Origin of the sequence: Flavobacterium macacae, from assembly GCF_003865365.1 — a bacterium.
GTDB lineage: Bacteria > Bacteroidota > Bacteroidia > Flavobacteriales > Flavobacteriaceae > Flavobacterium > Flavobacterium macacae.
Map to the genome: position 1 here is coordinate 34,141 of NZ_RQVR01000002.1, position 23,290 is coordinate 57,430.

Annotated in this window: 34 protein-coding genes; 5 read left to right on the forward strand and 29 right to left on the reverse strand. The window is 36.2% G+C overall.

The window, feature by feature from the left end; translation table 11 throughout:
- Positions 1–77: 77 nt before the first annotated feature.
- From rpsK to rplC, 25 genes are all read right to left on the reverse strand, one after another.
- Positions 78–461 carry a 30S ribosomal protein S11 gene (gene rpsK / locus EG849_RS01865; RefSeq protein ID WP_024981527.1) on the reverse strand — a complete coding sequence of 128 codons (384 nt, stop codon included), beginning with the start codon at positions 459–461 and terminating at the stop codon, positions 78–80.
- An 8-nt stretch (positions 462–469) separates the two neighbouring features.
- A complete protein-coding gene (gene rpsM, locus EG849_RS01870) occupies positions 470–844 on the reverse strand; it encodes a 30S ribosomal protein S13 (RefSeq protein WP_125011396.1) in 375 nt (124 codons plus the stop codon).
- 2 nt (positions 845–846) lie between these two features.
- Positions 847–963, reverse strand: coding sequence for a type B 50S ribosomal protein L36 (ykgO, locus tag EG849_RS01875; RefSeq protein ID WP_002987490.1), 117 nt, complete (start codon positions 961–963; stop codon positions 847–849).
- Between the two features lie 4 nt (positions 964–967).
- Entirely contained in the window at positions 968–1,183 is a 216-nt protein-coding gene (infA, locus tag EG849_RS01880) for a translation initiation factor IF-1 (protein WP_007136545.1), read from the reverse strand.
- Positions 1,184–1,186: 3 nt separating this feature from the next.
- Positions 1,187–2,524, reverse strand: a complete 1,338-nt coding sequence (secY, locus tag EG849_RS01885) for a preprotein translocase subunit SecY (protein ID WP_125011397.1) — start codon at positions 2,522–2,524, stop codon at positions 1,187–1,189.
- Positions 2,525–2,538: 14 nt separating this feature from the next.
- Entirely contained in the window at positions 2,539–2,994 is a 456-nt protein-coding gene (gene rplO, locus EG849_RS01890) for a 50S ribosomal protein L15 (RefSeq protein WP_125011398.1), read from the reverse strand.
- A 12-nt stretch (positions 2,995–3,006) separates the two neighbouring features.
- Complete coding sequence (gene rpmD / locus EG849_RS01895; RefSeq protein ID WP_017495010.1) at positions 3,007–3,189, reverse strand: 50S ribosomal protein L30; 183 nt, start codon at positions 3,187–3,189, stop codon at positions 3,007–3,009.
- A gap of 12 nt (positions 3,190–3,201) precedes the next feature.
- On the reverse strand, positions 3,202–3,729 hold the full coding sequence (rpsE, locus tag EG849_RS01900; RefSeq protein WP_125011399.1) for a 30S ribosomal protein S5: 528 nt from the start codon (positions 3,727–3,729) through the stop codon (positions 3,202–3,204).
- Positions 3,730–3,735: 6 nt separating this feature from the next.
- On the reverse strand, positions 3,736–4,086 hold the full coding sequence (gene rplR / locus EG849_RS01905) for a 50S ribosomal protein L18 (protein WP_125011400.1): 351 nt from the start codon (positions 4,084–4,086) through the stop codon (positions 3,736–3,738).
- A gap of 13 nt (positions 4,087–4,099) precedes the next feature.
- Positions 4,100–4,642, reverse strand: a complete 543-nt coding sequence (rplF, locus tag EG849_RS01910) for a 50S ribosomal protein L6 (protein ID WP_125011401.1) — start codon at positions 4,640–4,642, stop codon at positions 4,100–4,102.
- A 14-nt stretch (positions 4,643–4,656) separates the two neighbouring features.
- Positions 4,657–5,055 (reverse strand): 30S ribosomal protein S8, encoded by a 399-nt coding sequence (gene rpsH, locus EG849_RS01915; protein WP_125011402.1) that lies wholly within the window; start codon positions 5,053–5,055, stop codon positions 4,657–4,659.
- Positions 5,056–5,227: 172 nt separating this feature from the next.
- Positions 5,228–5,497 carry a 30S ribosomal protein S14 gene (rpsN, locus tag EG849_RS01920; protein ID WP_026706250.1) on the reverse strand — a complete coding sequence of 90 codons (270 nt, stop codon included), beginning with the start codon at positions 5,495–5,497 and terminating at the stop codon, positions 5,228–5,230.
- 3 nt (positions 5,498–5,500) lie between these two features.
- On the reverse strand, positions 5,501–6,052 hold the full coding sequence (gene rplE / locus EG849_RS01925) for a 50S ribosomal protein L5 (protein ID WP_125011403.1): 552 nt from the start codon (positions 6,050–6,052) through the stop codon (positions 5,501–5,503).
- Between the two features lie 2 nt (positions 6,053–6,054).
- Positions 6,055–6,369 (reverse strand): 50S ribosomal protein L24, encoded by a 315-nt coding sequence (gene rplX / locus EG849_RS01930; RefSeq protein WP_125011404.1) that lies wholly within the window; start codon positions 6,367–6,369, stop codon positions 6,055–6,057.
- Between the two features lie 11 nt (positions 6,370–6,380).
- The gene (rplN, locus tag EG849_RS01935; protein WP_072945394.1) at positions 6,381–6,749 is read right to left on the reverse strand and encodes a 50S ribosomal protein L14; all 369 of its coding nucleotides are present in this window, start codon (positions 6,747–6,749) and stop codon (positions 6,381–6,383) included.
- A gap of 2 nt (positions 6,750–6,751) precedes the next feature.
- On the reverse strand, positions 6,752–7,012 hold the full coding sequence (gene rpsQ, locus EG849_RS01940) for a 30S ribosomal protein S17 (protein WP_125011405.1): 261 nt from the start codon (positions 7,010–7,012) through the stop codon (positions 6,752–6,754).
- A gap of 17 nt (positions 7,013–7,029) precedes the next feature.
- Positions 7,030–7,221 (reverse strand): 50S ribosomal protein L29, encoded by a 192-nt coding sequence (gene rpmC / locus EG849_RS01945; RefSeq protein ID WP_125011406.1) that lies wholly within the window; start codon positions 7,219–7,221, stop codon positions 7,030–7,032.
- Positions 7,222–7,233: 12 nt separating this feature from the next.
- Entirely contained in the window at positions 7,234–7,659 is a 426-nt protein-coding gene (gene rplP, locus EG849_RS01950) for a 50S ribosomal protein L16 (protein ID WP_125011407.1), read from the reverse strand.
- Between the two features lie 18 nt (positions 7,660–7,677).
- Positions 7,678–8,439 (reverse strand): 30S ribosomal protein S3, encoded by a 762-nt coding sequence (gene rpsC, locus EG849_RS01955; RefSeq protein WP_125011408.1) that lies wholly within the window; start codon positions 8,437–8,439, stop codon positions 7,678–7,680.
- A gap of 1 nt (position 8,440) precedes the next feature.
- Positions 8,441–8,854, reverse strand: coding sequence for a 50S ribosomal protein L22 (rplV, locus tag EG849_RS01960; RefSeq protein WP_026706244.1), 414 nt, complete (start codon positions 8,852–8,854; stop codon positions 8,441–8,443).
- 6 nt (positions 8,855–8,860) lie between these two features.
- Positions 8,861–9,139, reverse strand: a complete 279-nt coding sequence (rpsS, locus tag EG849_RS01965; protein ID WP_125011409.1) for a 30S ribosomal protein S19 — start codon at positions 9,137–9,139, stop codon at positions 8,861–8,863.
- A 6-nt stretch (positions 9,140–9,145) separates the two neighbouring features.
- Positions 9,146–9,970, reverse strand: a complete 825-nt coding sequence (gene rplB / locus EG849_RS01970; RefSeq protein WP_125011410.1) for a 50S ribosomal protein L2 — start codon at positions 9,968–9,970, stop codon at positions 9,146–9,148.
- A 14-nt stretch (positions 9,971–9,984) separates the two neighbouring features.
- Complete coding sequence (rplW, locus tag EG849_RS01975) at positions 9,985–10,275, reverse strand: 50S ribosomal protein L23 (protein ID WP_125011411.1); 291 nt, start codon at positions 10,273–10,275, stop codon at positions 9,985–9,987.
- Between the two features lie 6 nt (positions 10,276–10,281).
- Complete coding sequence (rplD, locus tag EG849_RS01980) at positions 10,282–10,911, reverse strand: 50S ribosomal protein L4 (protein WP_125011412.1); 630 nt, start codon at positions 10,909–10,911, stop codon at positions 10,282–10,284.
- Complete coding sequence (rplC, locus tag EG849_RS01985; protein ID WP_125011413.1) at positions 10,911–11,525, reverse strand: 50S ribosomal protein L3; 615 nt, start codon at positions 11,523–11,525, stop codon at positions 10,911–10,913. The genes rplD and rplC overlap by 1 nt, the downstream gene beginning before the upstream one ends.
- Positions 11,526–11,709: 184 nt before the next feature.
- On the opposite strand from rplC, the gene EG849_RS15805 reads away from it, so the two are divergent.
- Positions 11,710–11,865, forward strand: coding sequence for a hypothetical protein (locus EG849_RS15805; RefSeq protein ID WP_233581735.1), 156 nt, complete (start codon positions 11,710–11,712; stop codon positions 11,863–11,865).
- A gap of 62 nt (positions 11,866–11,927) precedes the next feature.
- Here EG849_RS15805 and rpsJ read toward each other — a convergent pair whose 3' ends face one another.
- The 4 genes from rpsJ to rpsL form a co-directional block, all read right to left on the reverse strand.
- Positions 11,928–12,233 carry a 30S ribosomal protein S10 gene (gene rpsJ / locus EG849_RS01990; protein ID WP_011963470.1) on the reverse strand — a complete coding sequence of 102 codons (306 nt, stop codon included), beginning with the start codon at positions 12,231–12,233 and terminating at the stop codon, positions 11,928–11,930.
- An 11-nt stretch (positions 12,234–12,244) separates the two neighbouring features.
- Positions 12,245–14,401 carry an elongation factor G gene (gene fusA, locus EG849_RS01995; RefSeq protein ID WP_125011414.1) on the reverse strand — a complete coding sequence of 719 codons (2,157 nt, stop codon included), beginning with the start codon at positions 14,399–14,401 and terminating at the stop codon, positions 12,245–12,247.
- A gap of 10 nt (positions 14,402–14,411) precedes the next feature.
- Positions 14,412–14,888 carry a 30S ribosomal protein S7 gene (gene rpsG / locus EG849_RS02000; RefSeq protein WP_121376831.1) on the reverse strand — a complete coding sequence of 159 codons (477 nt, stop codon included), beginning with the start codon at positions 14,886–14,888 and terminating at the stop codon, positions 14,412–14,414.
- Positions 14,889–14,962: 74 nt separating this feature from the next.
- Positions 14,963–15,346, reverse strand: a complete 384-nt coding sequence (gene rpsL / locus EG849_RS02005; RefSeq protein WP_022828353.1) for a 30S ribosomal protein S12 — start codon at positions 15,344–15,346, stop codon at positions 14,963–14,965.
- A 412-nt stretch (positions 15,347–15,758) separates the two neighbouring features.
- Between rpsL and EG849_RS02010 the strand changes: the two genes are divergently transcribed.
- The 4 genes from EG849_RS02010 to EG849_RS02030 all read left to right on the forward strand — a co-directional run bounded on the left by EG849_RS02010 (position 15,759) and on the right by EG849_RS02030 (position 23,273).
- Positions 15,759–17,357 carry a BamA/TamA family outer membrane protein gene (locus EG849_RS02010; protein ID WP_233581736.1) on the forward strand — a complete coding sequence of 533 codons (1,599 nt, stop codon included), beginning with the start codon at positions 15,759–15,761 and terminating at the stop codon, positions 17,355–17,357.
- A 117-nt stretch (positions 17,358–17,474) separates the two neighbouring features.
- Positions 17,475–20,621, forward strand: a complete 3,147-nt coding sequence (locus EG849_RS02015; RefSeq protein ID WP_125011416.1) for a SusC/RagA family TonB-linked outer membrane protein — start codon at positions 17,475–17,477, stop codon at positions 20,619–20,621.
- Positions 20,622–20,634: 13 nt separating this feature from the next.
- A complete protein-coding gene (locus tag EG849_RS02020; RefSeq protein ID WP_125011417.1) occupies positions 20,635–22,353 on the forward strand; it encodes a SusD/RagB family nutrient-binding outer membrane lipoprotein in 1,719 nt (572 codons plus the stop codon).
- 23 nt (positions 22,354–22,376) lie between these two features.
- Positions 22,377–23,273 carry a hypothetical protein gene (locus EG849_RS02030; protein ID WP_125011419.1) on the forward strand — a complete coding sequence of 299 codons (897 nt, stop codon included), beginning with the start codon at positions 22,377–22,379 and terminating at the stop codon, positions 23,271–23,273.
- Positions 23,274–23,290: the final 17 nt, after the last annotated feature.

Genomic DNA, 23,290 nt, shown 5'->3' on the forward strand with positions numbered 1-23,290 from the left:
TAATTAAGGTAGAGATTATGAATTCAGGTCATATCCTCCGATAATCTATTATCTACCTAGTTATACTTAAATATTTATTAAACTCTACGTCTTTTTGGAGGACGACATCCATTGTGAGGCATTGGAGTAACGTCAATGATTTCAGTCACTTCGATTCCACCGTTGTGTAAAGAACGGATCGCAGACTCACGCCCGTTTCCTGGTCCTTTCACGTATACTTTCACTTTTTTAAGTCCAGCCTCTAACGCTACTTTACTACAATCTTCTGCTGCCATCTGAGCTGCGTATGGAGTGTTCTTTTTAGAACCTCTAAAGCCCATTTTACCAGCTGAAGACCAAGAAATAACTTCACCTTTTTTGTTAGTCAAAGAAATGATGATGTTATTAAAGGTAGCAGAAATATGAGCTTCTCCCGTTGATTCAACGATAACTTTACGTTTTTTTGCAGTTGCTTTAGCCATATTACTTATTATTTAGTTGCTTTTTTCTTGTTCGCAACAGTTTTTCTTTTACCTTTTCTTGTTCTAGAATTGTTTTTAGTTCTTTGTCCTCTTAATGGAAGACCAGATCTGTGACGAATTCCTCTGTAGCATCCGATATCCATTAAACGTTTGATGTTTAATGAAATTTCTGAACGTAATTCACCTTCTATCTTGAAAAATGAAACAGCCTCACGAATTGCTCCGATTTGCTCATCATTCCAATCTTGAACTTTGATATCTTGGCTAACTTGAGCTTTTTCTAAAATCTCGATAGCTCTGCTTGATCCTATTCCGAAGATATAAGTCAAAGCGATAACTCCTCTTTTGTTTTTCGGGATATCTACCCCTGCTATTCTTGCCATAACTATCCTTGTCTTTGTTTAAATCTAGGATTCTTTTTGTTAATCACGTATAATCTGCCTTTTCTACGCACAATGATGCACTCGGCACTTCTCTTTTTTACTGAAGCTCTAACTTTCATATCCTTAATATCTATAAGTAATTCTTGCTTTTGACAAATCGTAAGGGCTCATTTCTAATTTCACTTTATCGCCTGGCAATAATTTGATGTAATGCATGCGCATTTTACCAGAAATGTGAGCGATCACAATATGTCCATTTTCTAACTCTACTCGGAACATCGCATTTGACAATGCTTCAATGATTGATCCGTCTTGTTCTATTGCTGATTGTTTTGCCATAAATTAAGCTACTGCTTTTCTGTTTTTACCGCTCTTCATCAGACCGTCGTAATGCTTGTTCAACAAATATGAATTAATTTGCTGGATCGTATCACTTGCAACTCCCACCATAATCAATAACGATGTACCTCCGTAAAACAATGCCCAAGATGGTTGAACATCCAAAACACTCACAACAATTGCTGGGAACACAGCTATTAAAGCAAGAAATAATGATCCTGGAAACGTTATGTAAGACATAATTCTATCTAAAAATTCAGAAGTTTCAGCTCCAGGACGAATTCCCGGGATAAAACCGCCGCTTCTTTTCAAGTCATCAGCCATTTTATTTGTAGGTACCGTAATTGCGGTGTAAAAGTAAGTAAAAACCACGATTAACAAGGCAAAAACTAAATTATACTGCCATCCAAAGATATTTTGGAAAGCCGTACTTACAGAAGTCGCTGTCTCTGAACTAGATAGACCAGCCAAAGCTGCAGGAATAAACATGATTGCTTGCGCAAAAATGATAGGCATAACTCCAGAAGCATTCAGCTTTAAAGGAATCCATTGTCTATTTCCAGCTTCTTCAAACTCTCCAGATGCAGTACGACGAGCGTATTGTACCGGGATTTTTCTAACAGCCATTACCAATAAGATACAAGCTACGATAACTAAAAGCCAAATTATTACTTCGAAAACTAATAACATCGGCCCACCATTATTGTTTGTTACTCTAGTTGAAAACTCTTGAATGAATGCTTGCGGCATTCTTGAGATGATTCCGACCATAATTAATAACGAGATTCCGTTTCCAATTCCTTTATCCGTAATTTTTTCTCCTAGCCACATTGCAAAAATTGTACCCGTCACTAAGATAATTACAGAAGAAATTAAGAAAGGTGCTGAATCAAAACCTAACAGGAAAGCATCTTGTGGCAATGTCCTGTTTAGATTGTAAATATAACCCGGAGCCTGAACTAAAGTAATAACGATAGTCAACCAACGTGTAATTTGATTCATTTTCTTTCTGCCACTTTCTCCATCTTTTTGTAGCTTTTGAAGGTAAGGCACAGCAATACCCATCAATTGCACAACAATAGATGCAGAAATATATGGCATAATACCCAATGCAAATACAGATGCTTGCGAAAACGCACCACCTGTAAATACATCGATTAGCCATCCAATCCCTTCTTTAGTCTGATCAGTAAGTCCATTTAACTTAGTCGCATCAATACCTGGAAGTGTCACTTGCGCACCAAAACGGTACACTAATAACAACCCAAGAGTCACTAAAATTCTATTTCTTAGTTCTTCAATTTTCCAAGCATTGCTTAACGATTCTATAAATTTCTTCATCTTAACTATAAGAATTATAAAGTTACGGCTTCTCCACCAGCAGCTTCAATAGCAGCTTTCGCAGTCGCAGTAAATTTATGAGCGGTTACCTTTAATTTAGTTGTTAATTCACCTCTACCTAAAATCTTAACGATTTCATTTTTAGTTGCCAAACGGTTTGCTACAAATACTGTCATATCAACAGTACCGTCAGTAATAATTCCGTTATCCACTAAAGCTTGAAGCGTATCAATGTTTACACCTTCGTATTCTTTACGATTGATGTTTGTAAAACCAAACTTAGGTACACGTCTTTGAAGTGGCATTTGTCCACCTTCAAAACCAATCTTTTTAGAATAACCAGAACGAGATTTTGCTCCTTTGTGACCTCTTGCAGAAGTACCACCTTTTCCAGAACCTTCTCCTCTACCTAATCTTTTATTTTGATTGTGTGTAGAACCTTCAGCAGGTTGTAAGTTACTTAAATTCATAACTATAATTTGTTATTTAGCTTCCTCTACAGAAACTAAGTGTTTTACTTTGTTTATCATCCCAAGGATAGCAGGGTTTGAATCATGCTCTACAACTTGTCCCATTTTACGAAGACCTAAAGCTTCAAGACCTCTTTTTTGAGATAGAGGACAATTGATTTTGCTTCTTACTTGTTTTACTAATAATTTTGCCATAATTTCCTTGAATTAACCTTTAAAAACTTTCTCTAAAGAAACACCTCTTTGTTTTGCAACAGTGTAAGCGCTTCTCATTTGCAATAAAGCATCAAAAGTTGCTTTCACTACGTTATGAGGATTAGAAGAACCTTGAGATTTAGACAATACATCGTGAATACCTACTGATTCAAGAACTGAACGAACAGCTCCACCAGCAATAACTCCTGTACCATGAGAGGCAGGAATTAAGAATACACGTGCACCACCAAATTTACCTTTTTGTTCGTGAGGAACTGATTGACCGTTCAAAGGAATTCTTACTAGATTTTTCTTTGCATCTTCTACTGCTTTCGCAATTGCTTCAGAAACGTCTTTAGATTTTCCTAATCCGTGACCCACTACTCCATTTTCATCACCTACCACTACAATTGCAGAAAAACCGAAAGCTCTACCACCTTTTGTAACTTTAGTAACACGATTCACACTTACCAAACGATCTTTTAATTCAAGACCACTCGGCTTTACTAACTCTACATTTTTGTATTTGCTATTAGACATACTATATTAGAATTTAAGTCCAGCCGCTCTCGCGCCTTCTGCTAATGATTGGATACGTCCGTGGTATAAATAACCTCCTCTATCGAAAGTTACTGCATCAATACCAGCAGTTTTTGCTTTTTCACCGATCAGTTTTCCAACTGCTGCAGCTACTTCAACGTTTGTACCTTTACTTACTTCTTTTTCTCTTGAAGATGCAGCTAATAAAGTTACTCCGTTCACATCATCAATTAGTTGTGCGTAGATTTCTTTATTACTTCTGAATACAGTTAATCTTGGCTTAGCAGCAGTACCGCTAATGATTTTTCTGATTCTGAATTTAATTCTCTGTCTTCTTTCAGATTTTGTTAATGACATAATCTTTTTATTTTTAAGCTGATTTACCTGCTTTTCTTCTTAATACTTCACCAACAAACTTAACTCCTTTTCCTTTGTAAGGCTCTGGCTTACGGAAAGCTCTAATCTTTGCCGCTACCTGTCCAACAAGTTGTTTATCAAAAGAGGTTAATTTCACGATTGGGTTCTTACCTTTTTCTGAAACCGTTTCCAAAGTTACTTCTGGAGCGATATCTAAAACGATATTGTGTGAAAATCCTAGAGCTAAATCTAATTTATTTCCTTGGTTTGAAGCTCTATAACCAACTCCAACCAATTCTAATGATTTAGTAAAACCTTCAGAAACACCAATAATCATATTGTTTACAAGTGATCTGTATAATCCGTGCTTTGCTCTGTGGTCTTTGTGATCTGATGATCTTTCAACTAGAACTTGACCGTCCTCAACTTTTACAGTTACATCAGAATATTCCTGAGTAAGCTGACCTAATTTTCCTTTTACTGTAATCAAACCTTCAGCAACTTCAACAGTTACTCCAGCAGGGATTACAACGGGATTTTTTCCTATTCTTGACATCGTTTAGCTTTTTATTAGTATACGTAACAAATTACCTCACCACCAACATTAAGTTGTTTGGCTTGTTTTCCAGTCATCAAACCTTTTGATGTAGAAACAATTGCGATTCCCAATCCGTTAAGGATACGTGGAATTTCGCTAGAACCTGCATACTTACGTAAACCTGGTTTACTAATTCTCTGTAGGTCTTTAATCACTGACTCTTTAGTATCTTTATCATACTTCAAAGCAATTTTGATCGAACCCTGTACAGCGTTGTCTTCAAATTTGTAACTTAAGATATAACCTTGATCAAATAAGATCTTTGTTATTTCTTTTTTTAGATTAGATGCAGGGATCTCAACAACCTTGTGGTTTGCAGCCACGGCGTTTCTTACCCTTGTCAAATAATCCGCAATAGGATCTGTATACATATGTATAAAATTGCGGTTTTGGTATTCTTTCCGGACCATCCGGTAGAACCTGAAACCATTAAAACTCTAATTATCAAATTATTAATAATCAACAGATAGCTGTCAGCTTACCGTTAAAAACGTGCAAACTTACAACTATCTGTTGAAATATCAAAATTGCAAATAATATTTTTTACCAGCTTGCTTTTTTAACACCTGGAATCAATCCATTATTAGCCATTTCACGGAAAGTTACACGTGAAATTCCGAATTGACGCATATACCCTCTAGGTCTTCCTGTTAATTTGCAACGGTTGTGCATACGAACTGGAGAAGCATTTTTCGGTAATTTTTGTAAACCTTCAAAATCTCCAGCTTCTTTCAAAGCTTTTCTTTTCTCAGCATACTTTGCTACCGTTTTTTCTCTTTTCACCTCACGGGCTTTCATTGATTCTTTAGCCATGTCTTAATTCTTTTTAAAAGGTAAACCTAATTCTGCTAATAATGATTTTGCTTCTTTATCTGTTTTTGCAGATGTAACGAAGGTGATATCCATTCCTGAGATTTTGTTAACTTTATCAATATCAATTTCTGGGAAAATGATTTGTTCCAAAACTCCAAGGTTGTAATTTCCTCTTCCGTCAAAACCAGTAGCCTTAATTCCGCTAAAATCTCTTACACGTGGCAAAGACGAAGTGATAAGTCTATCTAAAAACTCATACATTCTTTCTCCACGTAAAGTTACTTTTGCACCAATTGGCATTCCTTTTCTCAATTTAAAAGACGCAACGTCTTTCTTAGAGATAGTAGATACTGCTTTTTGACCTGTAATTTTTGTCAACTCATCAACCGCATAGTCAATAAGTTTTTTATCAGATACAGCAGCACCAACTCCTTTACTTAAAACGATTTTTTCAAGTCTTGGAACTTGCATTACGTTTTTGTAACCGAATTCTTCTTTAAGTGCAGAGATTACTCTGTCCTTATATTCCTGTTTTAGTCTAGGTGTATACTCCATTACTATAGTACTTGATTAGATTTTTTTGCAAATCTTACTTTCTTATCTCCTTCAATTTTTGTACCTGTCTTTGTAGCTTCCTTAGTTTTAGGATCTATAAGAGATAGGTTAGAAATGTGAATTGGAGCTTCTTTCTTAACGATTCCACCTTGAGGGCTTTTTGCGCTTGGTTTCGTATGTTTTGAAACTAAGTTAACACCTTCAACGATCGCTTTATTTTTCTCACGGTCAACGCGAAGAACTTTACCTTCAGTACCTTTATGGTCTCCAGCAATTACTCTTACTGTATCTCCTGATTTGATTTTTAGCTTTATCATCTTGTAAATAATTAAAGCACTTCTGGTGCTAATGATACAATCTTCATGAATTGTTTTTCACGAAGCTCTCTTGCTACTGGTCCAAAAACACGAGTTCCTCTCATTTCTCCTGCAGCGTTCAAAAGAACACATGCATTGTCATCGAAACGGATATAAGAACCATCGGCTCTTCTCACTTCTTTTTTGGTACGCACAACAACTGCAGTTGAAACAGCTCCTTTTTTAACGCTTCCGTTTGGAGTTGTATCTTTGATAGAAACTACAATCTTGTCACCAACAGAGGCATACCTTCTTTTGGTACCTCCTAAAACACGGATAGTTAAAACTTCTTTAGCTCCTGTGTTATCTGCTACTTTTAGTCTTGATTCTTGTTGTACCATAATTATTTAGCTCTTTCAATGATTTCAACTAATCTCCAACATTTTGATTTACTTAAAGGACGCGTTTCGCTAATTCTTACAGTATCTCCAATGTTACAGTCGTTTGTTTCGTCGTGTGCAACGTATTTCTTTGTTTTCAACACGAACTTACCGTATAGTGGGTGTTTTACTTTTCTTGTTTCAGAAACAACAATAGATTTCTCCATTCTGTTGCTAGTAACAACCCCAACTCTTTCTTTTCTTAAATTTCTTTTATCTTCCATCTTTGAGCAGAATACAATTATTGTAAATCTCTTTTGCTTATCTCAGTAGCTACTCTAGCAACCGATCTTCTAACGCTTCTTACCTGAAGTGGGTTTTCGATTGGTGAGATAGTATGAGCGGTTTTTAAGTCGGCATATGTCTTCTTAAGCTGAGATAATTTCTCTTGTAATTCAGCAATAGACAGATCTTTAATTTCTGATTGTTTCATAATAAATATTAATTATGCTTCGAAATCTCTAGCAACGACGAATTTAGTTTTTACTGGAAGTTTTTGAGCCGCAAGACGCAACGCCTCTTTTGCAACTGACAAAGGAACTCCTCCAACTTCAAACATAATTCTTCCTGGTTTAACAACAGCTGCCCAATATTCTACGGCACCTTTTCCTTTACCCATACGTACCTCTAGAGGTTTCTTTGTGATTGGTTTGTCTGGAAATATTTTGATCCATAATTGTCCTTCTCTTTTCATGAAACGAGTTGCAGCAATACGAGCTGCTTCAATTTGACGAGAAGTCAAGAACATTCCATCTTCATGGACAGATTTAATACCAAACATTCCATTAGAAAGTTCATGACCTCTGTTGGCATTCCCTTTCATTTTACCCTTCTGTACCTTACGGTATTTTGTTCTTTTAGGCTGTAACATTTTTCTTTAATTTAAAAATTACTTTCTTTTACGATCTCCACCTGGTTTTCTGTCTTTGTTGAAAGGCTTACGATCTCCTCTTGAAGAATCGCCACCTTTTCCACCAGCACCGGCTTGTTTTTTATCCATTCCAACTAGTGGAGATAGATCTCTTTTACCGTAAACTTCACCTTTCATGATCCACACTTTGATTCCCATTCTACCATAAGTAGTATGTGCTTCAGCCAAAGCGTAATCGATGTCAGCTCTGAAAGTTGATAGAGGAATACGTCCTTCTTTAAAACCTTCTGAACGAGCCATTTCAGCTCCATTCAAACGACCAGAAATCAATACTTTGATACCTTCAGCATTCATACGCATTGCAGCCGCAATTGCCATTTTGATAGCTCTTCTGTAAGAAATTCTGCTTTCAATTTGACGCGCGATAGAAGTACCTACTAAGTAAGCATCTAGTTCAGGTCTTTTGATTTCAAAGATGTTAATTTGAACCTCTTTGTCAGTAACTTTCTTAAGTTCTTCTTTCAACTTGTCTACCTCTTGTCCGCCTTTTCCGATAATGATACCAGGTCTAGCAGTAGTGATAGTAACGGTTACAAGTTTCAAAGTTCTCTCGATGATTACTTTTGATACACTAGCTTTTGATAAACGAGCGTGGATATACTTTCTGATTTTGTAGTCTTCGGCAAGTTTATCACCGTAGTCATTTCCACCATACCAGTTAGAGTCCCATCCTCTGATGATACCAAGTCTATTTCCAATTGGATTTGTCTTTTGTCCCATCTTAATTATTTGCTTGTGTGTTATCTAATTGCCCTAATACGATTGTTACGTGGTTAGAACGTTTTCTAATTCTGTGTGCGCGACCTTGTGGAGCTGGACGAAGTCTTTTCAACATCATTCCACCATCTACTCTGATCTCTTTAACGATTAAGCCTGCTTCAGCTACGTTACCTTCTGCATTTTTCTGCTCCCAATTGTTGATTGCAGATAACAAAAGTTTCTCTAACTTTCTTGAAGCTTCTTTAGAGCTGAATCTTAAAATATTCAAAGCTCTTTCCACTTTCTGACCTCTTACTAGATCTGCTACTAAACGCATTTTTCTAGGTGAAGTAGGGCAGTTATTCAATTTTGCGAAGGCAATCTGCTTGTTAGCTTCTTTGATGCCTTCAGCTCTTTCTCTTTTACGAACTCCCATTGCTTCTTATTTTTTACCTTTGTTTTTTGCTCCAGCGTGACCTCTAAAAGATCTTGTTGGTGAAAATTCTCCTAATTTGTGACCTACCATGTTTTCTGTTACGTAAACTGGTACAAACTGACGACCGTTATGAACTGCGATAGTTTGTCCAACAAAATCTGGAGTAATCATAGATGCTCTAGACCAAGTCTTAACCACACTATTTTTACCGCTTTCTACGTTTGCTTGAACTTTTTTATCTAATTTATAGTGAACAAAAGGTCCTTTTTTTAATGAACGTGCCATATCTTATTATTTCTTTCTACGTTCTACGATATACTTGTTACTCGGGTTTTTCTTAGAACGGGTTCTATAACCTTTAGCAGGTATTCCGTTTCTAGAACGAGGGTGTCCACCAGAAGAACGTCCTTCACCACCACCCATTGGGTGATCAACAGGGTTCATCGCTACTGGTCTTGTTCTTGGTCTTCTACCCAACCATCTTGATCTACCTGCTTTTCCAGATACAACTAATTGATGATCAGAATTAGATACCGCTCCAATTGTAGCTGAACAAGTAAGCAAGATTAATCTTGTTTCACCTGAAGGCATTTTAATTGTTGCGTATTTCCCATCTCTTGCCATTAATTGAGCGAAAGTTCCAGCAGAACGAGCAATTACAGCTCCTTGACCTGGACGCAATTCGATACAAGAGATAACAGTTCCCAAAGGAATTTTACTCAATGGTAATGTATTACCGATTTCAGGAGAAGCATCTACACCAGAAACTACTTTCTGACCTACTTGCAATCCGTTTTGTGCAATAACATAAGTTTTTGCTCCATCAGCATAAGCCAACAAAGCGATAAATGCAGTACGATTTGGATCATATTCAATAGATTTTACTGAAGCTGGAATCCCATCTTTAGTTCTTTTGAAATCGATGATACGATATCTCTGCTTGTGACCACCACCCGTATAACGCATGGTCATCTTTCCTTGACTATTTCTACCGCCTGAGTTTTTTATCGGTGCGATCAATGAACGCTCCGGCTTATCAGTTGTAATGGCGTCAAAACCATTAACAACTCTAAAACGCTGACCCGGGGTAATAGGTTTTAATTTTCTAACTGACATGTTTCTGCCTTATTTTAGATATTATTATAAAAATCGATGGTTTCTCCTTCTTGTACTTGAACGATTGCTTTTTTGTAAGCATTTGTCTTTCCATTAATGATACCACTCTTTGTGTACTTCGTTGATCTATCAGCTCTGTAGTTCATTGTATTTACTTCAACAACCGAAATTCCATAAGCAGCCTCTACAGCATTCTTAATTTGAATTTTGTTTGCTTTTTTATCTACAATAAATCCAAAACGATTGAAAAGCTCACCTTCTTTGGTGATTTTTTCTGTGATAATTGGTTTAATTATAATACTCATAGCTTATTATTTGCTTAAATTTTCTTCAATTCCTTCTAAAGATCCTTCTAAAAGCACTAAATTATTTGCATTTAAAATAGCATAAGTACTTAATTCTGAACTACTTACAACGCTAGATGACTTCAAATTACGTGATGACAAATATACATTTTTATTTGAGTCACCCAACACGAATAGAGATTTTTTATTCTCTAACCCTAAAGCTTTCAAAACGTTAATGAAATTTTTAGTGTTTGGAGCATCAAAAGTAAAGTCTTCTAGAACTGTAATATTTGATTCTTTTGCTTTGATAGAGAAAGCTGATTTTCTTGCCAATCTTTTCAAGCTTTTATTCAATTTGAATGAATAACTTCTTGGTCTTGGACCGAAAACTGTACCTCCACCTTTAAACAAAGGGTTTTTTGCACTACCAGCACGAGCCGTACCGGTTCCTTTTTGTTTTTTAATCTTACGAGTAGATCCCGCAACTTCAGCTCTTTCTTTAGCTTTGTGCGTTCCTTGTCTTTGATTAGCAAGATATTGCTTCACATCAAGGTATACTGCGTGATTATTTGGCTCAATTGCGAATACTGAATCAGAAAGAGTGATCGTTCTGCCAGTTTCTTTTCCGTTGAAATTTAAAACTTTTACTTCCATTACTTCTGAATGATTACATAAGAGTTATTGTGTCCTGGAACACATCCTTTTACTAAAAGTAGGTTCTTATCTGCAACAACTTTCAAAACTCTTAAGTTTTGAACCGTTACATTGTCAGTACCCATTCTTCCCGCCATACGCATTCCTTTGAATACTCTAGAAGGATAAGAAGAAGCTCCTACAGATCCTGGCGCTCTTAAACGGTTGTGCTGACCGTGAGTTGCTTGTCCAACACCACCAAAACCGTGACGTTTCACAACCCCTTGAAAACCTTTACCTTTAGATACACCTTGAACATCTACAAATTCACCTTCTGCAAAGACATCAACTGTCAATACATCACCTAAATTGTACTCGTTCTCAAACTTGAATTCAACGACTTTTTTCTTCGCAACAGTTCCAGCTTTTTTAAAGTGGCCTACAGCCGCTTTAGTGGAGTGCTTCTCGTTTTTGTCATCGAAACCAAGCTGTAACGCTTCATACCCGTCAACACCTTTGGTTCTGACTTGGGTAACAACGCATGGTCCAGCTTCGATTACTGTACAAGGAATGTTTTTCCCGTTTTCGTCGAAAATACTAGTCATGCCGATTTTTTTACCAATTAACCCAGACATAAATAATTAATTATTGATTATTAAAATTCCCTTCAATTTGAAAACCACATAAGTTTCCAAACAGGGAGTGCAAAAGTAGCTATTAAAATCGAATATACCAAACAGTTACAAAAAATTAAATTGAATATATAGCTGATTTCAAAACAATTGCACTTTAAAAACCCAATGCAATCTCAAGAACTGCATGGCTGGAAAGAATTTTAAACCGCCAAAAATAGGTAGAAAAAATCCCGGAATAAAACCAAAAAAAACAGCTAAAGCCCTAATATACTTGAAACAAGCAATTGCTTTGAAATATAAAATATCACAAAATAATTTTAAGAAAACTATTTTTCTTTAATGATAGACACAAAAAAAGCGAAACATTTCTGTCTCGCTTTTTTTTATGAAAATATAATAAAATTATACTTTGATTTCAACTTCAACCCCACTTGGCAACTCTAATTTCATTAGCGCGTCAATAGTTTTTGAAGAAGAAGAATAAATGTCAATCAATCTTTTGTATGACATTACTTCAAACTGCTCTCTCGCTTTTTTGTTAACGTGCGGAGAACGCAATACTGTGAAAAGTTTTTTGTGCGTTGGCAATGGAATTGGACCCGTTACAACCGCACCTGTGCTTTTTACGGTTTTTACAATCTTTTCAGCAGACTTGTCTACCAACATGTGATCGTAAGATTTTAATTTTATTCTGATTTTTTGACTCATTTTCTTTAGAATTAAGCGTTACCTTTTGCTTTTTTGATTACCGCTTCTGAAATACTAGAAGGCGTTTCAGCATAGTGAGAAAACTCCATTGTTGAAGTAGCTCTACCTGATGACAATGTTCTTAATGTTGTTACATAACCGAACATTTCAGATAATGGCACATCAGCTTTAATTGTTTTAGCACCATTTCTATCACCCATATCATTCACCTGACCTCTACGACGGTTGATATCACCAACGATATCTCCCATGTTTTCTTCTGGCGTGATTACTTCCATCTTCATGATTGGCTCAAGAATTACAGCTCCAGCAGCCTTAGCCACTTCTCTATAACCCATTCTTGCCGCTAATTCAAAAGAAAGCGCATCAGAATCCACCGGGTGGAAAGATCCATCCAATAAAGTTACTCTCAAGCTATCAACTTGGTATCCTGCTAAAGGACCCGTTTTCATTGCCTCTCTGAAACCTTTTTCTACAGATGGGATATATTCCTTAGGAACGTTACCACCTTTAACTGCATTGATGAACTGTAAACCTACAGGAACTTTACCGTCCACTTCTTCAGCTGGCTCAAGTTTAAATACGATATCACCGAATTTACCACGACCACCTGATTGTTTTTTGTATGTTTCTCTATGTTGAGCAGACCTAGTGAAAGCTTCTTTGTATTCAACCTGAGGCTCACCTTGATTTACCTCAACTTTAAATTCACGTCTCATACGGTCAATAAGTACATCTAAGTGAAGCTCACCCATTCCAGAAATAACAGTTTGGCCCGAAGACTCATCTGTTCTTACCGTAAATGTTGGATCTTCTTCAGCCAATTTAGCCAAAGCCATACCCATTTTATCAACGTCAGCTTTTGTTTTAGGCTCAATTGCAACCCCAATTACAGGATCTGGGAATTTCATTGACTCAAGAATAATTGGGTGTTTTTCATCACACATTGTATCTCCTGTCTTGATATCTTTAAATCCAACTGCAGCCCCAATATCACCCGCTTCGATATACTCGATTGGGTTTTGCTTGTTAGCATGCATTTGGTAGATACGAGAAATTCTTTCTTTATTACCTGAACGCGTGTTCAAAATATAAGAACCAGCATCTAAACGTCCTGAATAAGCACGGAAGAAAGCTAAACGTCCTACGAAAGGATCAGTTGCAATCTTAAATGCTAAAGCAGCGAATGGCTCCTTAACATCTGGCTTACGCAAAATAGGCGTTTGATCTTCTTCTAGCAATTCAGCGTCATCTGGATGGATTCCCCAAATACCTTCTTTCTCCATTGGAGACGGCAAGTATTTACAAACTGCATCTAATAAAAACTGAACACCTTTATTTTTAAATGAGGAACCACATAACATTGGAATAATAGCCATGTCAATTGTAGCCGCTCTTAAAGCTTTGTTGATTTCTTCTTCAGTAATAGAAGTTTCATCTTCCATGTACTTATCCAAAAGATTCTCATCATAATCAGCAACTGCTTCAATCAATGCTGAACGGTACTCTTTAACTTCATCAACCATATCTTCCGGAATCGGAACGATATCATATGTAGCACCATGATTTTCATCATGCCAGATAATAGCTTGGTTTTTTACCAAATCAACTACACCTTTGAAATCATTCTCTTCACCGATTGGCAAAGTGATTGCAACTGCGTTTGATTTTAGCATATCCCTAACTTGTTGACAAACATTCAAAAAGTTAGAACCTTGACGGTCCATTTTATTTACGAATCCCATACGAGGAACTCTATATTGGTCAGCAAGCCTCCAGTTTGTTTCAGATTGAGGCTCAACACCATCAACTGCACTAAACAAGAAAACCAACCCATCAAGTACACGTAACGAACGGTTTACCTCTACGGTAAAGTCAACGTGTCCAGGAGTATCAATAATATTAAAATGGTACGGAATAGATTCCGGCAACACTTTACCTTGGTTTGATGGAAAATTCCACTCACAAGTTGTCGCTGCAGATGTAATAGTAATACCACGCTCTTGTTCTTGCGCCATCCAGTCCATTGTTGCAGAACCTTCGTGCGTTTCACCAATTTTGTGATTTTTTCCTGTATAGAATAATATACGCTCAGTTGTTGTTGTCTTACCAGCATCAATGTGAGCAGCAATTCCTATGTTTCTTGTATATCTTAAATCTCTAGCCATTTTCTATAAATTAAAATCTAAAGTGTGAAAATGCTTTATTTGCTTCAGCCATTTTATGAGTATCCATTCTCTTTTTAACAGCAGCACCTTCTTCTTTAGCAGCAGCCAAAACTTCAGAAGCTAATTTTTGAGCCATAGATTTCTCATTTCTTCTACGTGCATAAAGTATCATCCACTTCATTGCCATAGAGATTTTTCTGTCTGGTCTAATTTGCATTGGGATTTGGAATGTAGCTCCACCAACTCTACGGCTACGTACTTCTACGTGAGGCATAACGTTTGTCAAGGCATCTTTCCAGATTTCCAATGAAGATTTTTCTGCGTCTTGTTTCTTGTTTTCTACGATTTCTAATGCATCATAGAATACTTTGAAAGCAGTTGATTTTTTACCATCCCACATCAAGTTGTTCACGAAACGTGTTACTAACTGATCGTTAAATTTAGGATCTGGCAAAAGAGGTCTTTTTTTGGCCTGTCTTTTTCTCATTTCTTCGTTTTTTTGTTACTCGCTAATGTACATCGTATAAAAACGTGCCCTTTTAACTTATAACGTGTTTAAGATTACTTTTTTGCTTCTTTTGGGCGTTTAGCACCATACTTAGATCTTCTTTGCGTTCTTCCTGCAACACCTGACGTATCAAGCGCTCCACGAACGATGTGGTATCTAACTCCTGGTAAATCTTTTACCCTTCCACCCCTAACTAATACTATCGAGTGCTCTTGTAAATTGTGTCCTTCTCCAGGGATGTAAGCATTCACTTCATTACCATTTGTCAAACGTACACGCGCTACTTTACGCATTGCAGAGTTTGGTTTTTTTGGTGTAGTAGTGTAAACACGCGTACAAACCCCTCTTCTTTGAGGACAAGAATCTAAAGCAACCGATTTACTCTTCTTAGTCATCTGAGTTCTTCCAGTTCTTACTAATTGTTGAATTGTTGGCATAATTAATACTAAAAATTTCTTATGATTTAAATTTCCCGCTTTTTACGGGGTTGCAAATGTATGAATATTTTTTTTCTAAACAAACCTTAATCAATTAATTTTCACACACATTAGCACTGCTTTATTTTTTTATATATTTTTTCGTGTTTTTTTGCGTTACTTTTACTGAGGCTTAAAAAGATACAAATCGTTTTTCATTTAACCGTGACGGTAGCCAGTATCCTTTTATTTTTTTCTGGAACCTAAATTCTTTTTCGGGTCAAAATAAAAGAGTACTGGCTTCAGCAAGAAAACCGATTACTGATAAAGCCAGAACCTTTTGCTTCTAAAAATTTTTATTGTTTTGAAAAAAAGCCTACCCCTTTTTGTGTTTATTTTTTTTAGTTTCAATGTTTTGGGACAAAACCTGTATTTGAAAATTACGGCAGATGCCACTTCGGAATTAAGGACAATTGACTCTATCTCTTATAAAAAAATTCATGCAAACGCCAAAGGAATTACTGACGAAGCGAATTCATTTTCAGAAAAGCTGAAACGTATTGGTTTTTTAGAGAATGAGATTGTGTCGAATAAAAAAACGAACGACAGCACTTTTGTCTTCAATTTTAAGCTGGGCAAAAAAACGGATTTCATATATATAAACATACGTTCAAATTCAGAGCTGAAAAACTTGGGCGTTTTAGACAGCAAAAAAGATACTTTGAAGATGGCTTTTTCTGAAACGGAAACTTTTTTGAACGCCACTTTAAACAAACTAGAACAAAAAGGCTATTCTTTAGCCAAATTGCGTTTGGTAAATTTAAAATCGGAAAAGAATATTTTGACTGCCGATTTGAATTTTGAAACCGAAAAGCTTCGGGAAGTAAACGATATCGTAATTAACGGCTATGATAAATTTCCAGAAGGCCACAAAAAAGAAATCAGGAGGCGTTATAAAAATAAAATTTTCAACCAAGAAACCCTGAAAAGCATTCACGCTGATTTTGAGAAATTTCAGTTTGTGACACAAACCAAATATCCGGAGATTTTATTCAAAACCGATACGACGAAAGTGTATGTTTATGTCGAAAAAGCCAAACCAAACCGCTTTGACGGATTTATCGGTTTTGGAAATGACGACAAGGGCGACTTAAAAATAAACGGTTACCTAGATTTGCTTTTGGTCAATTCTTTAAATGTCGGCGAACGTTTTAACCTGTATTGGAAAAGTGATGGAAACAAACAGACTACTTTTAATGCCGCGCTCGAACTGCCCTACATGTTTAGGACTCCGGTCGGAATGAAGGCTTCGCTAACCATTTTCAAACAAGACAGCACGTTTCAAAATACGCAAACTGCCATTGATTTGGGCTATTATTTCAATTACAACACCAGAGCCTACATCGGCTATCAGTCCGCAACTTCAAACGATATTCAAAATTTACAAGGCTCTACTATCCGTGATTTCGAAAATTCTTTCCTGACAGGGAATTTTGAATTTACACAATTTAAAAACGATGATTATTTTTTTCCAGAGAAAACATTGGTAAACATAAAAGGCGGAACCGGGAAAAGAACGTCTGAAAACTCAAACAACAATCAGTTTTTCGCCAATATTGATTTGCGTAAAAACTTATATTTGAATGACAAAAACATTATATATATCAGAAGCCAGAGTTTTTATCTTCAAAGCGAAGATTACATTACCAATGAATTGTATCGCTTTGGTGGCATCAACTCCATTCGCGGATTTAATGAAAATAGCTTGCAAGCCAATGCTTTGTATTCGATTCTAACGGAATATCGATATGTTGTCGCTCCCACAATTTATCTGCATTCGATTATTGACTTTGGATACTTTCAAGACAAAACCACTAAAAACGAAGGGAATTTACTGGGTTTAGGTTTCGGATTTGGACTTTTAACAAAAAACGGATTATTTAATTTAATATATGCTAATGGTAGTAAAGATGACCAACAAATTAAGCTATCTAACTCAATTATCCATATCAGTTTTAAAGCTAAATTCTAAGCTTATTCTTCTTAAGAATTGAAATTCAATAAATATACAAAAAAAGTATTAAAAAAAAATGTTGTTTTGTTAATGTTTTATTAAGAATTTTGAATAAACTAATCAAACCTTAATAAAATGAAAACAAAAATTAACTGGCTCATGACATTTTTCATGGTTCTGGTGGCACAGTTTGCTTTTGCTCAAGAGAGAGCAGTTAGCGGTACTGTTACTGACGCAAATGGTCTGCCACTTCCCGGAGTAAGTGTTACTGTGAAAGGCACAACTGCTGGATCGCAAACAGATTTAGATGGTAAGTTTCAAGTTCAAGCTTCATCGACACAAACATTAGTATTCACTTTTATAGGCATGAAAACTCAAGAAATCCTTGCCTCTAATACTGCAATTAATGTAAAATTAGCCGATGACGCTACTGAACTTGAAGCAGTTGTTGTAACGGCATTTGGTATCAAAAGAAACCCAAAAGACTTGGGATACTCTGTGAGTAGTATTAAAGCTGAAGATCTTACAGAAGACGCGGAGCCAGACTTAATTCGTTCATTGAACGGAAAAGTTGCGGGTGTAAATGTTAATGTATCTTCTGGTATGGCAGGAGCTGCGAGTCAGATTACTATCAGGGGAACAACTTCATTTACTGGAGACACTCAACCATTGATTATTGTTGACGGTATCGCCTATAACAATACTCAAGTAACAACAGAAAGCCAGGTAACTGGTGGTGGAGGATATGAATCCGCCCTTTCAAGTTTAGATCCGAATGACATTGCTTCTGTAAACGTGCTTAAAAGCTCTGCTGCAGCGGCATTATATGGTTCAAGAGCTGTAAATGGTGTAATCGTAATTACTACAAAATCAGGATCTCCTGGTTCTAAAAAAGGAAATAAACTTAGCGTAAATGTTGGGACAGGTACTTACTTTGAAAGTATTGCGAATCTACCTGATTACCAAAATACTTATGGAGCAGGTGCAAATTTCAATTACCAAAATGCAAATGGTTCTTGGGGACCAAGATTTGATTCCTTAGAAACAATTCCTACATGGCCAGCAATGCTTGCTGCTTTTCCTGAATTAGGAGCTACACGTCCTTATGTCGCTAATCCAAACAACGTTAAAGACTTGTTCAAAACAGGTATCGTTGTTGACAACACAATTGGATTCAATTATACTGGTGAAGACGGAAGTTTCAGCGCAACAATTTCTGATTTAAAACAAGACGGATATGTTCCATTTAACACTTATGACAGAACATCTATTTCTGCCGGTGGTAACTTTAAATTAGCTAATGGATTAACCGTTGGAGCCAATTTAAGCTACTCTACAACGGATCAATTAGGAGGTTTCCTTGGAGAAAATCAATTTGACGGCTCCTCTTCTTCTTTTGCTAGAACATTATTCTTAGCTAGAAACTGGGATTTCAATCTACCTTATGTTAATCCTGTTGACGGAAGATCAGTAACTCCAAATGCGGGTTACGATCATCCATTATGGTCATGGGAACATGATCAAATTCAAACTAGCACTGATAGAGCTGTAGCTGGTTTAAACTTAAACTATCAATTTAGCGACAATATTTCCGCTTCCTACCGAATTGGTTACAACAAGTACAACTTAAACAGAAAACAAATTCGTGACATTGGCTCAAGAGCTGAAGGTGGTGTTGGTTCATTAACTTATGATGATTTTTCTAATGAAGACATTGAGTCAACATTTTTATTAAATTTCGACTATAAGTTGACTGAAGATATTGGTCTTAACGCAATCTTAGGAAACAACGTTTTGCAGAATACAACAACAAGACTTGCTAATTATGGTAGAGGATTGATTGTTCCTGATGTTTTCAATTTGAGAAATGCACTTGCAGTATCAAACCTTCTTGATGAAAGTGCCAGAAAAAGAAACGTAGCGGTATTTGCTGATATTACTTTATCTTATAAAGACTTTTTATTCCTAAATGCAACCGGAAGAAATGATTGGAGCTCAACATTACCAACAGACAACAGATCTTACTTCTACCCTTCTGCAAGTGCTTCCTTCATTTTAACCGAAGCTCTAAATTTGGAAAGTGAAGTCTTGACATTTGCAAAATTAAGAGGAGGTTATGCAAAAGTAGGTCGTGATGCTCCAGCAGAATTTTTAAATACAACATTCTCTTTAGGACAAGCTTATAACGGAAATCCTGTTTTAGGAAACAGAGCTGATTTTGCAGATCAACAAATTACACCAGAGTTTACTGAAGAATTTGAAGTTGGTGCCGATTTAGAATTCTTCAACAGAAGAGTAGTTTTGGATTTCAGTTTATACAAAAAAGTAACAACTGACCTTATTACTCCAGTAAGCGTACCTGCATCTACAGGATTCACAACTTACAATACAAATCTTGGAGAAATGGAAAATAAAGGTATTGAGGTTGGATTAACTCTTGTACCTTTTCAAACTGAAAACTTTAAATGGACATTATTCTCAACATTCACTAAAAACGTAAATAAAGTTACAAAACTTATTGACGGACTTGATCGATTTGCATTGGATGTAAACGAAATTGGATATGTAATTCCAGGAGAAGCATTCGGTGTTTTCTATGGCACAAAATTCGCAAGAGATGCTAACGGAAATTACTTGATTAACCAAGCTGGAGGAGGAATCATCCAAGATTTACAGCCAGGAATCATCGGTGATCCTAACGCAGATTTCAAAATGAGTTTTATCAATACATTCTCATACAAAGGTTTCTCATTAAGAACACAAGTGGATTGGAAACAAGGCGGAGACGTTTCTTCTTCTAGTATCGAATCATTACTTGGTCGTGGTGTAACAAAAGATACGGAAGACAGAGAAAGAACTTTTGTTATTCCTGGTTTTTATGGAGATAATGACGGAAATCCTATTTTGGATGGAAACGGAAATCAAATTCCAAATACGACACAACTTAGCATGAACGAACTTTATTTCTCTCCTGCAGGAGGAAACACATTCGGAATTAATAGTGTGGATGAAGCAAGAATTTATGACGGAACAGTAATCAGATTAAGAGAAATAAGCTTAACTTACGATGTACCAACAAAACTTTTAGAGAAAACTCCATTTGGTAGAATTAGTTTTAGTGTAATGGGAAATAACCTTTGGTATTATGCACCTAACGTTCCTAAGTACACAAACTTTGATCCAGACACAACAAGTTATGGCTCATCAAACCTTCAAGGTATTGAAGTTTCTACAGCTCCAACAGCTAAGAGATACGGGTTTAAGCTTAATTTAACTTTCTAAAAAAAAAATCACTATGACACTTAAAAATATTAAAAACCAAAAAAGCAAGGTCTTAGTCTTCGGATTAGCACTTTCTCTTTTAAGTTGTAACGACTATCTCGATGTAGATACCGATCGTGACAACCCAACGGTAGCACCATTAAATCTTTTACTTACAAATATCGAAGTTAACGTTGGAAATGCAACAGATTTTCAATTTTATGCCGGAGATATATTGCAAGTATATACCCATCAAATGGTGGTTAGAGAAGAGCAAGATCAATATGGAACTAAAGTTGACAATAGCTTGTTGTCAAACGAATGGAACAATATCTATCTTACTTTAAACGATATTGAAACATTAATCAAACAAGGAACTGAATCTGGAGATTTAGTTTATGTGGGCCTTGCGCAAATGCAAAAAGCGTATTTAATGTCTGTTGCTGTTGATTTATGGGGAGATGTTCCTTATTCTCAAGCAACACAATTACAAACCATTATCAGTCCTGCATTTGATGACCAGCAAGAAATTTATGCTTCTATCTTAGAATTAATTGAAACTGCAAAAGAAAATATTGCAAGCAATCAAGGTTTAAACAAACCAGGAGTTGATGATTTATATTACTCTGGAAACACTACAAAATGGATTAAATTTGCAAATACTTTTAAATTAAAGTTATACAATCAAATCCGTTTGTCAAGTTTGTTTAACGCTGCTGATTTTAACGCTCTTGTATCTGAAGGTAACTTCTTTACGTCTAATGCTGATGATTTTCAGTTTACACAAACAAGAAACCAATCACCAACAGATGAAAGAAACAAATTTTTCTTAGCTTCATATAACAGTACTCAGTTTTCTACATACATGAGCCCTTGGTTTTATGAAATTTTAAAAGGTGTTAATCCTAATATTCATAATGGTAATCCTGATCCAAGAATGCCTTATTATTTCTTCAATCAGTTATTACCAGGACAATTTCCACCAGATCAAGGAAACACAACAACTGGAGATCCAAATGCAGATTATTGGGATGCTTCAACTGGCTTTTACAGTATCCGTTTCGGAAGTGTAGGTCCAGATAGAGATTCAAGCGCAGAAGGCTCGTATACTTACCCTGGAATTTTTCCAGCAGGTGGAAGATATGATGACGGAGAAGGTTACACTAACTCTAATGGAGATAAAATAGAAATGGACGTTAATGGAGGAACTGGAGTAGCTCCTCACAGAATATTAACTTATGATGAATTCTTGTACATTCAGGCTGAATTAATTCAAGTTGGTTTAATGACTGGCGATGCAGGAAGTAAACTTGAAGAAGCAATGACAGCTAGTTTTGCAAAAGTGGATCAAGTTGTAGCCGGAAATCAAAGCTCACAAAACATCCCTGTACTTTCAGGAACACCTGAGGTGACCGCTTTTATTGCTAACATAATGACAGAGTTTACCCCTGCAAGCCCAACCAAAAAATTAGAAATAATTATGACACAAAAATGGGTAGCTACTTTTGGAGATTCTTTTGATCAATACAATGATTACAGAAGAACTGGATTCCCAGTTTTAGCAAATCCAAACGGGCCTTCTCCAGAATATCAATTAAACAATGGTGATGGTTTTCCTTTGATTGATTCACAAACTGTTCTTAACAATAGTTTCCAACAATCATTATTTTGGCCTCAAAGTGAGCTTAACTCAAACCAAAATGCACCTAGCCAAAAAAACCCTGCAACTTACACTATCTTTTGGGATAACTAAAAACTATGGAAAAAATGAAAAAAATGAGATTTATATTTGCATTTTTAGCAATGGGATTGCTAACAATAGCATCTTGTGAAGATGACGGTGGTGATTCTGTAATTAGCTTAAACGAAGGTGCAGTTCCTAATATTTTAAAAGTTACAGGAAGCAATACGTTTATTGACTTAATTGCATTAGAATCAGGCGAAGAAACTACAATTAATTTCACAGTTGATAAAGGACAAGGAAATATCGCTTCAATGGATGTTGTACTTTTTTACAAAACCGGAACAACTGTTTACAGAACCGTTTTAGAATCAAATTTAACAACATTTCCTAAAGCCTATTCGTTGACACAATTTGATATCATTGAAGCTTTTACTGAACTTAACTCAGCTGCAGATTTCCAAGTAGGAGATGTATTAAGCGTTTCTGCTGACATCACTTTAACAAACGGAAGCAAGCTAAACATCTTAAATAACGATGCGACTCCTAATTTTGGTCAAGACATTGCCAACTCAGCGGTTTACAAAGTTTTCCAAAATTACATTGTATCATGTCCTTCTGACTTAGGCGGAACTTATGATTTTGTATCTATTAACATCGGCGAGCCAGGTGGCTTTGTTGTTCCAGGTCCCGAAACAGGAACGGTAACATTTACTGACAATGGCGGTGGTGTTTACGCAATTTCTGACGGATCTTTTGGTGGATGGGAAGCCCTTTATGGACCTCCAGGAGCAAGCGGCGTAACATTAATTGACATTTGCAACACTTTATCTTTTGGTGGATCAGACGATTACGGAGACACCTACACAATAAGTAATGTAACCACAAGCGGAAGCAATTTATCATTTAGCTGGAGCAATACCTATGGAGAATACGGAAGCACAACGCTTACCAGAACTGACGGTACAGATTGGCCAGACTTAACAAATTAATCTAAATATTCTTTAAA

Excerpts from the sequence above, each read along its gene's own strand:
- rpsK (WP_024981527.1), bottom strand. The coding sequence starts at position 461 with ATGGCTAAAGCAACTGCAAAAAAACGTAAAGTTATCGTTGAATCAACG.
- rpsM (WP_125011396.1), bottom strand. The coding sequence starts at position 844 with ATGGCAAGAATAGCAGGGGTAGATATCCCGAAAAACAAAAGAGGAGTT.
- ykgO (WP_002987490.1), bottom strand. The coding sequence starts at position 963 with ATGAAAGTTAGAGCTTCAGTAAAAAAGAGAAGTGCCGAGTGCATCATT.
- infA (WP_007136545.1), bottom strand. The coding sequence starts at position 1,183 with ATGGCAAAACAATCAGCAATAGAACAAGACGGATCAATCATTGAAGCA.
- secY (WP_125011397.1), bottom strand. The coding sequence starts at position 2,524 with ATGAAGAAATTTATAGAATCGTTAAGCAATGCTTGGAAAATTGAAGAA.
- rplO (WP_125011398.1), bottom strand. The coding sequence starts at position 2,994 with ATGAATTTAAGTAACTTACAACCTGCTGAAGGTTCTACACACAATCAA.
- rpmD (WP_017495010.1), bottom strand. The coding sequence starts at position 3,189 with ATGGCAAAATTATTAGTAAAACAAGTAAGAAGCAAAATCAATTGTCCT.
- rpsE (WP_125011399.1), bottom strand. The coding sequence starts at position 3,729 with ATGTCTAATAGCAAATACAAAAATGTAGAGTTAGTAAAGCCGAGTGGT.
- rplR (WP_125011400.1), bottom strand. The coding sequence starts at position 4,086 with ATGTCATTAACAAAATCTGAAAGAAGACAGAGAATTAAATTCAGAATC.
- rplF (WP_125011401.1), bottom strand. The coding sequence starts at position 4,642 with ATGTCAAGAATAGGAAAAAATCCCGTTGTAATCCCTGCTGGAGTAACT.
- rpsH (WP_125011402.1), bottom strand. The coding sequence starts at position 5,055 with ATGTATACAGATCCTATTGCGGATTATTTGACAAGGGTAAGAAACGCC.
- rpsN (WP_026706250.1), bottom strand. The coding sequence starts at position 5,497 with ATGGCTAAAGAATCAATGAAAGCCCGTGAGGTGAAAAGAGAAAAAACG.
- rplE (WP_125011403.1), bottom strand. The coding sequence starts at position 6,052 with ATGGAGTATACACCTAGACTAAAACAGGAATATAAGGACAGAGTAATC.
- rplX (WP_125011404.1), bottom strand. The coding sequence starts at position 6,369 with ATGATAAAGCTAAAAATCAAATCAGGAGATACAGTAAGAGTAATTGCT.
- rplN (WP_072945394.1), bottom strand. The coding sequence starts at position 6,749 with ATGGTACAACAAGAATCAAGACTAAAAGTAGCAGATAACACAGGAGCT.
- rpsQ (WP_125011405.1), bottom strand. The coding sequence starts at position 7,012 with ATGGAAGATAAAAGAAATTTAAGAAAAGAAAGAGTTGGGGTTGTTACT.
- rpmC (WP_125011406.1), bottom strand. The coding sequence starts at position 7,221 with ATGAAACAATCAGAAATTAAAGATCTGTCTATTGCTGAATTACAAGAG.
- rplP (WP_125011407.1), bottom strand. The coding sequence starts at position 7,659 with ATGTTACAGCCTAAAAGAACAAAATACCGTAAGGTACAGAAGGGTAAA.
- rpsC (WP_125011408.1), bottom strand. The coding sequence starts at position 8,439 with ATGGGACAAAAGACAAATCCAATTGGAAATAGACTTGGTATCATCAGA.
- rplV (WP_026706244.1), bottom strand. The coding sequence starts at position 8,854 with ATGGGAGTTCGTAAAAGAGAAAGAGCTGAAGGCATCAAAGAAGCTAAC.
- rpsS (WP_125011409.1), bottom strand. The coding sequence starts at position 9,139 with ATGGCACGTTCATTAAAAAAAGGACCTTTTGTTCACTATAAATTAGAT.
- rplB (WP_125011410.1), bottom strand. The coding sequence starts at position 9,970 with ATGTCAGTTAGAAAATTAAAACCTATTACCCCGGGTCAGCGTTTTAGA.
- rplW (WP_125011411.1), bottom strand. The coding sequence starts at position 10,275 with ATGAGTATTATAATTAAACCAATTATCACAGAAAAAATCACCAAAGAA.
- rplD (WP_125011412.1), bottom strand. The coding sequence starts at position 10,911 with ATGGAAGTAAAAGTTTTAAATTTCAACGGAAAAGAAACTGGCAGAACG.
- rplC (WP_125011413.1), bottom strand. The coding sequence starts at position 11,525 with ATGTCTGGGTTAATTGGTAAAAAAATCGGCATGACTAGTATTTTCGAC.
- EG849_RS15805 (WP_233581735.1), top strand. The coding sequence starts at position 11,710 with ATGGCTGGAAAGAATTTTAAACCGCCAAAAATAGGTAGAAAAAATCCC.
- rpsJ (WP_011963470.1), bottom strand. The coding sequence starts at position 12,233 with ATGAGTCAAAAAATCAGAATAAAATTAAAATCTTACGATCACATGTTG.
- fusA (WP_125011414.1), bottom strand. The coding sequence starts at position 14,401 with ATGGCTAGAGATTTAAGATATACAAGAAACATAGGAATTGCTGCTCAC.
- rpsG (WP_121376831.1), bottom strand. The coding sequence starts at position 14,888 with ATGAGAAAAAGACAGGCCAAAAAAAGACCTCTTTTGCCAGATCCTAAA.
- rpsL (WP_022828353.1), bottom strand. The coding sequence starts at position 15,346 with ATGCCAACAATTCAACAATTAGTAAGAACTGGAAGAACTCAGATGACT.
- EG849_RS02015 (WP_125011416.1), top strand. The coding sequence starts at position 17,475 with ATGAAAACAAAAATTAACTGGCTCATGACATTTTTCATGGTTCTGGTG.
- EG849_RS02020 (WP_125011417.1), top strand. The coding sequence starts at position 20,635 with ATGACACTTAAAAATATTAAAAACCAAAAAAGCAAGGTCTTAGTCTTC.
- EG849_RS02030 (WP_125011419.1), top strand. The coding sequence starts at position 22,377 with ATGAGATTTATATTTGCATTTTTAGCAATGGGATTGCTAACAATAGCA.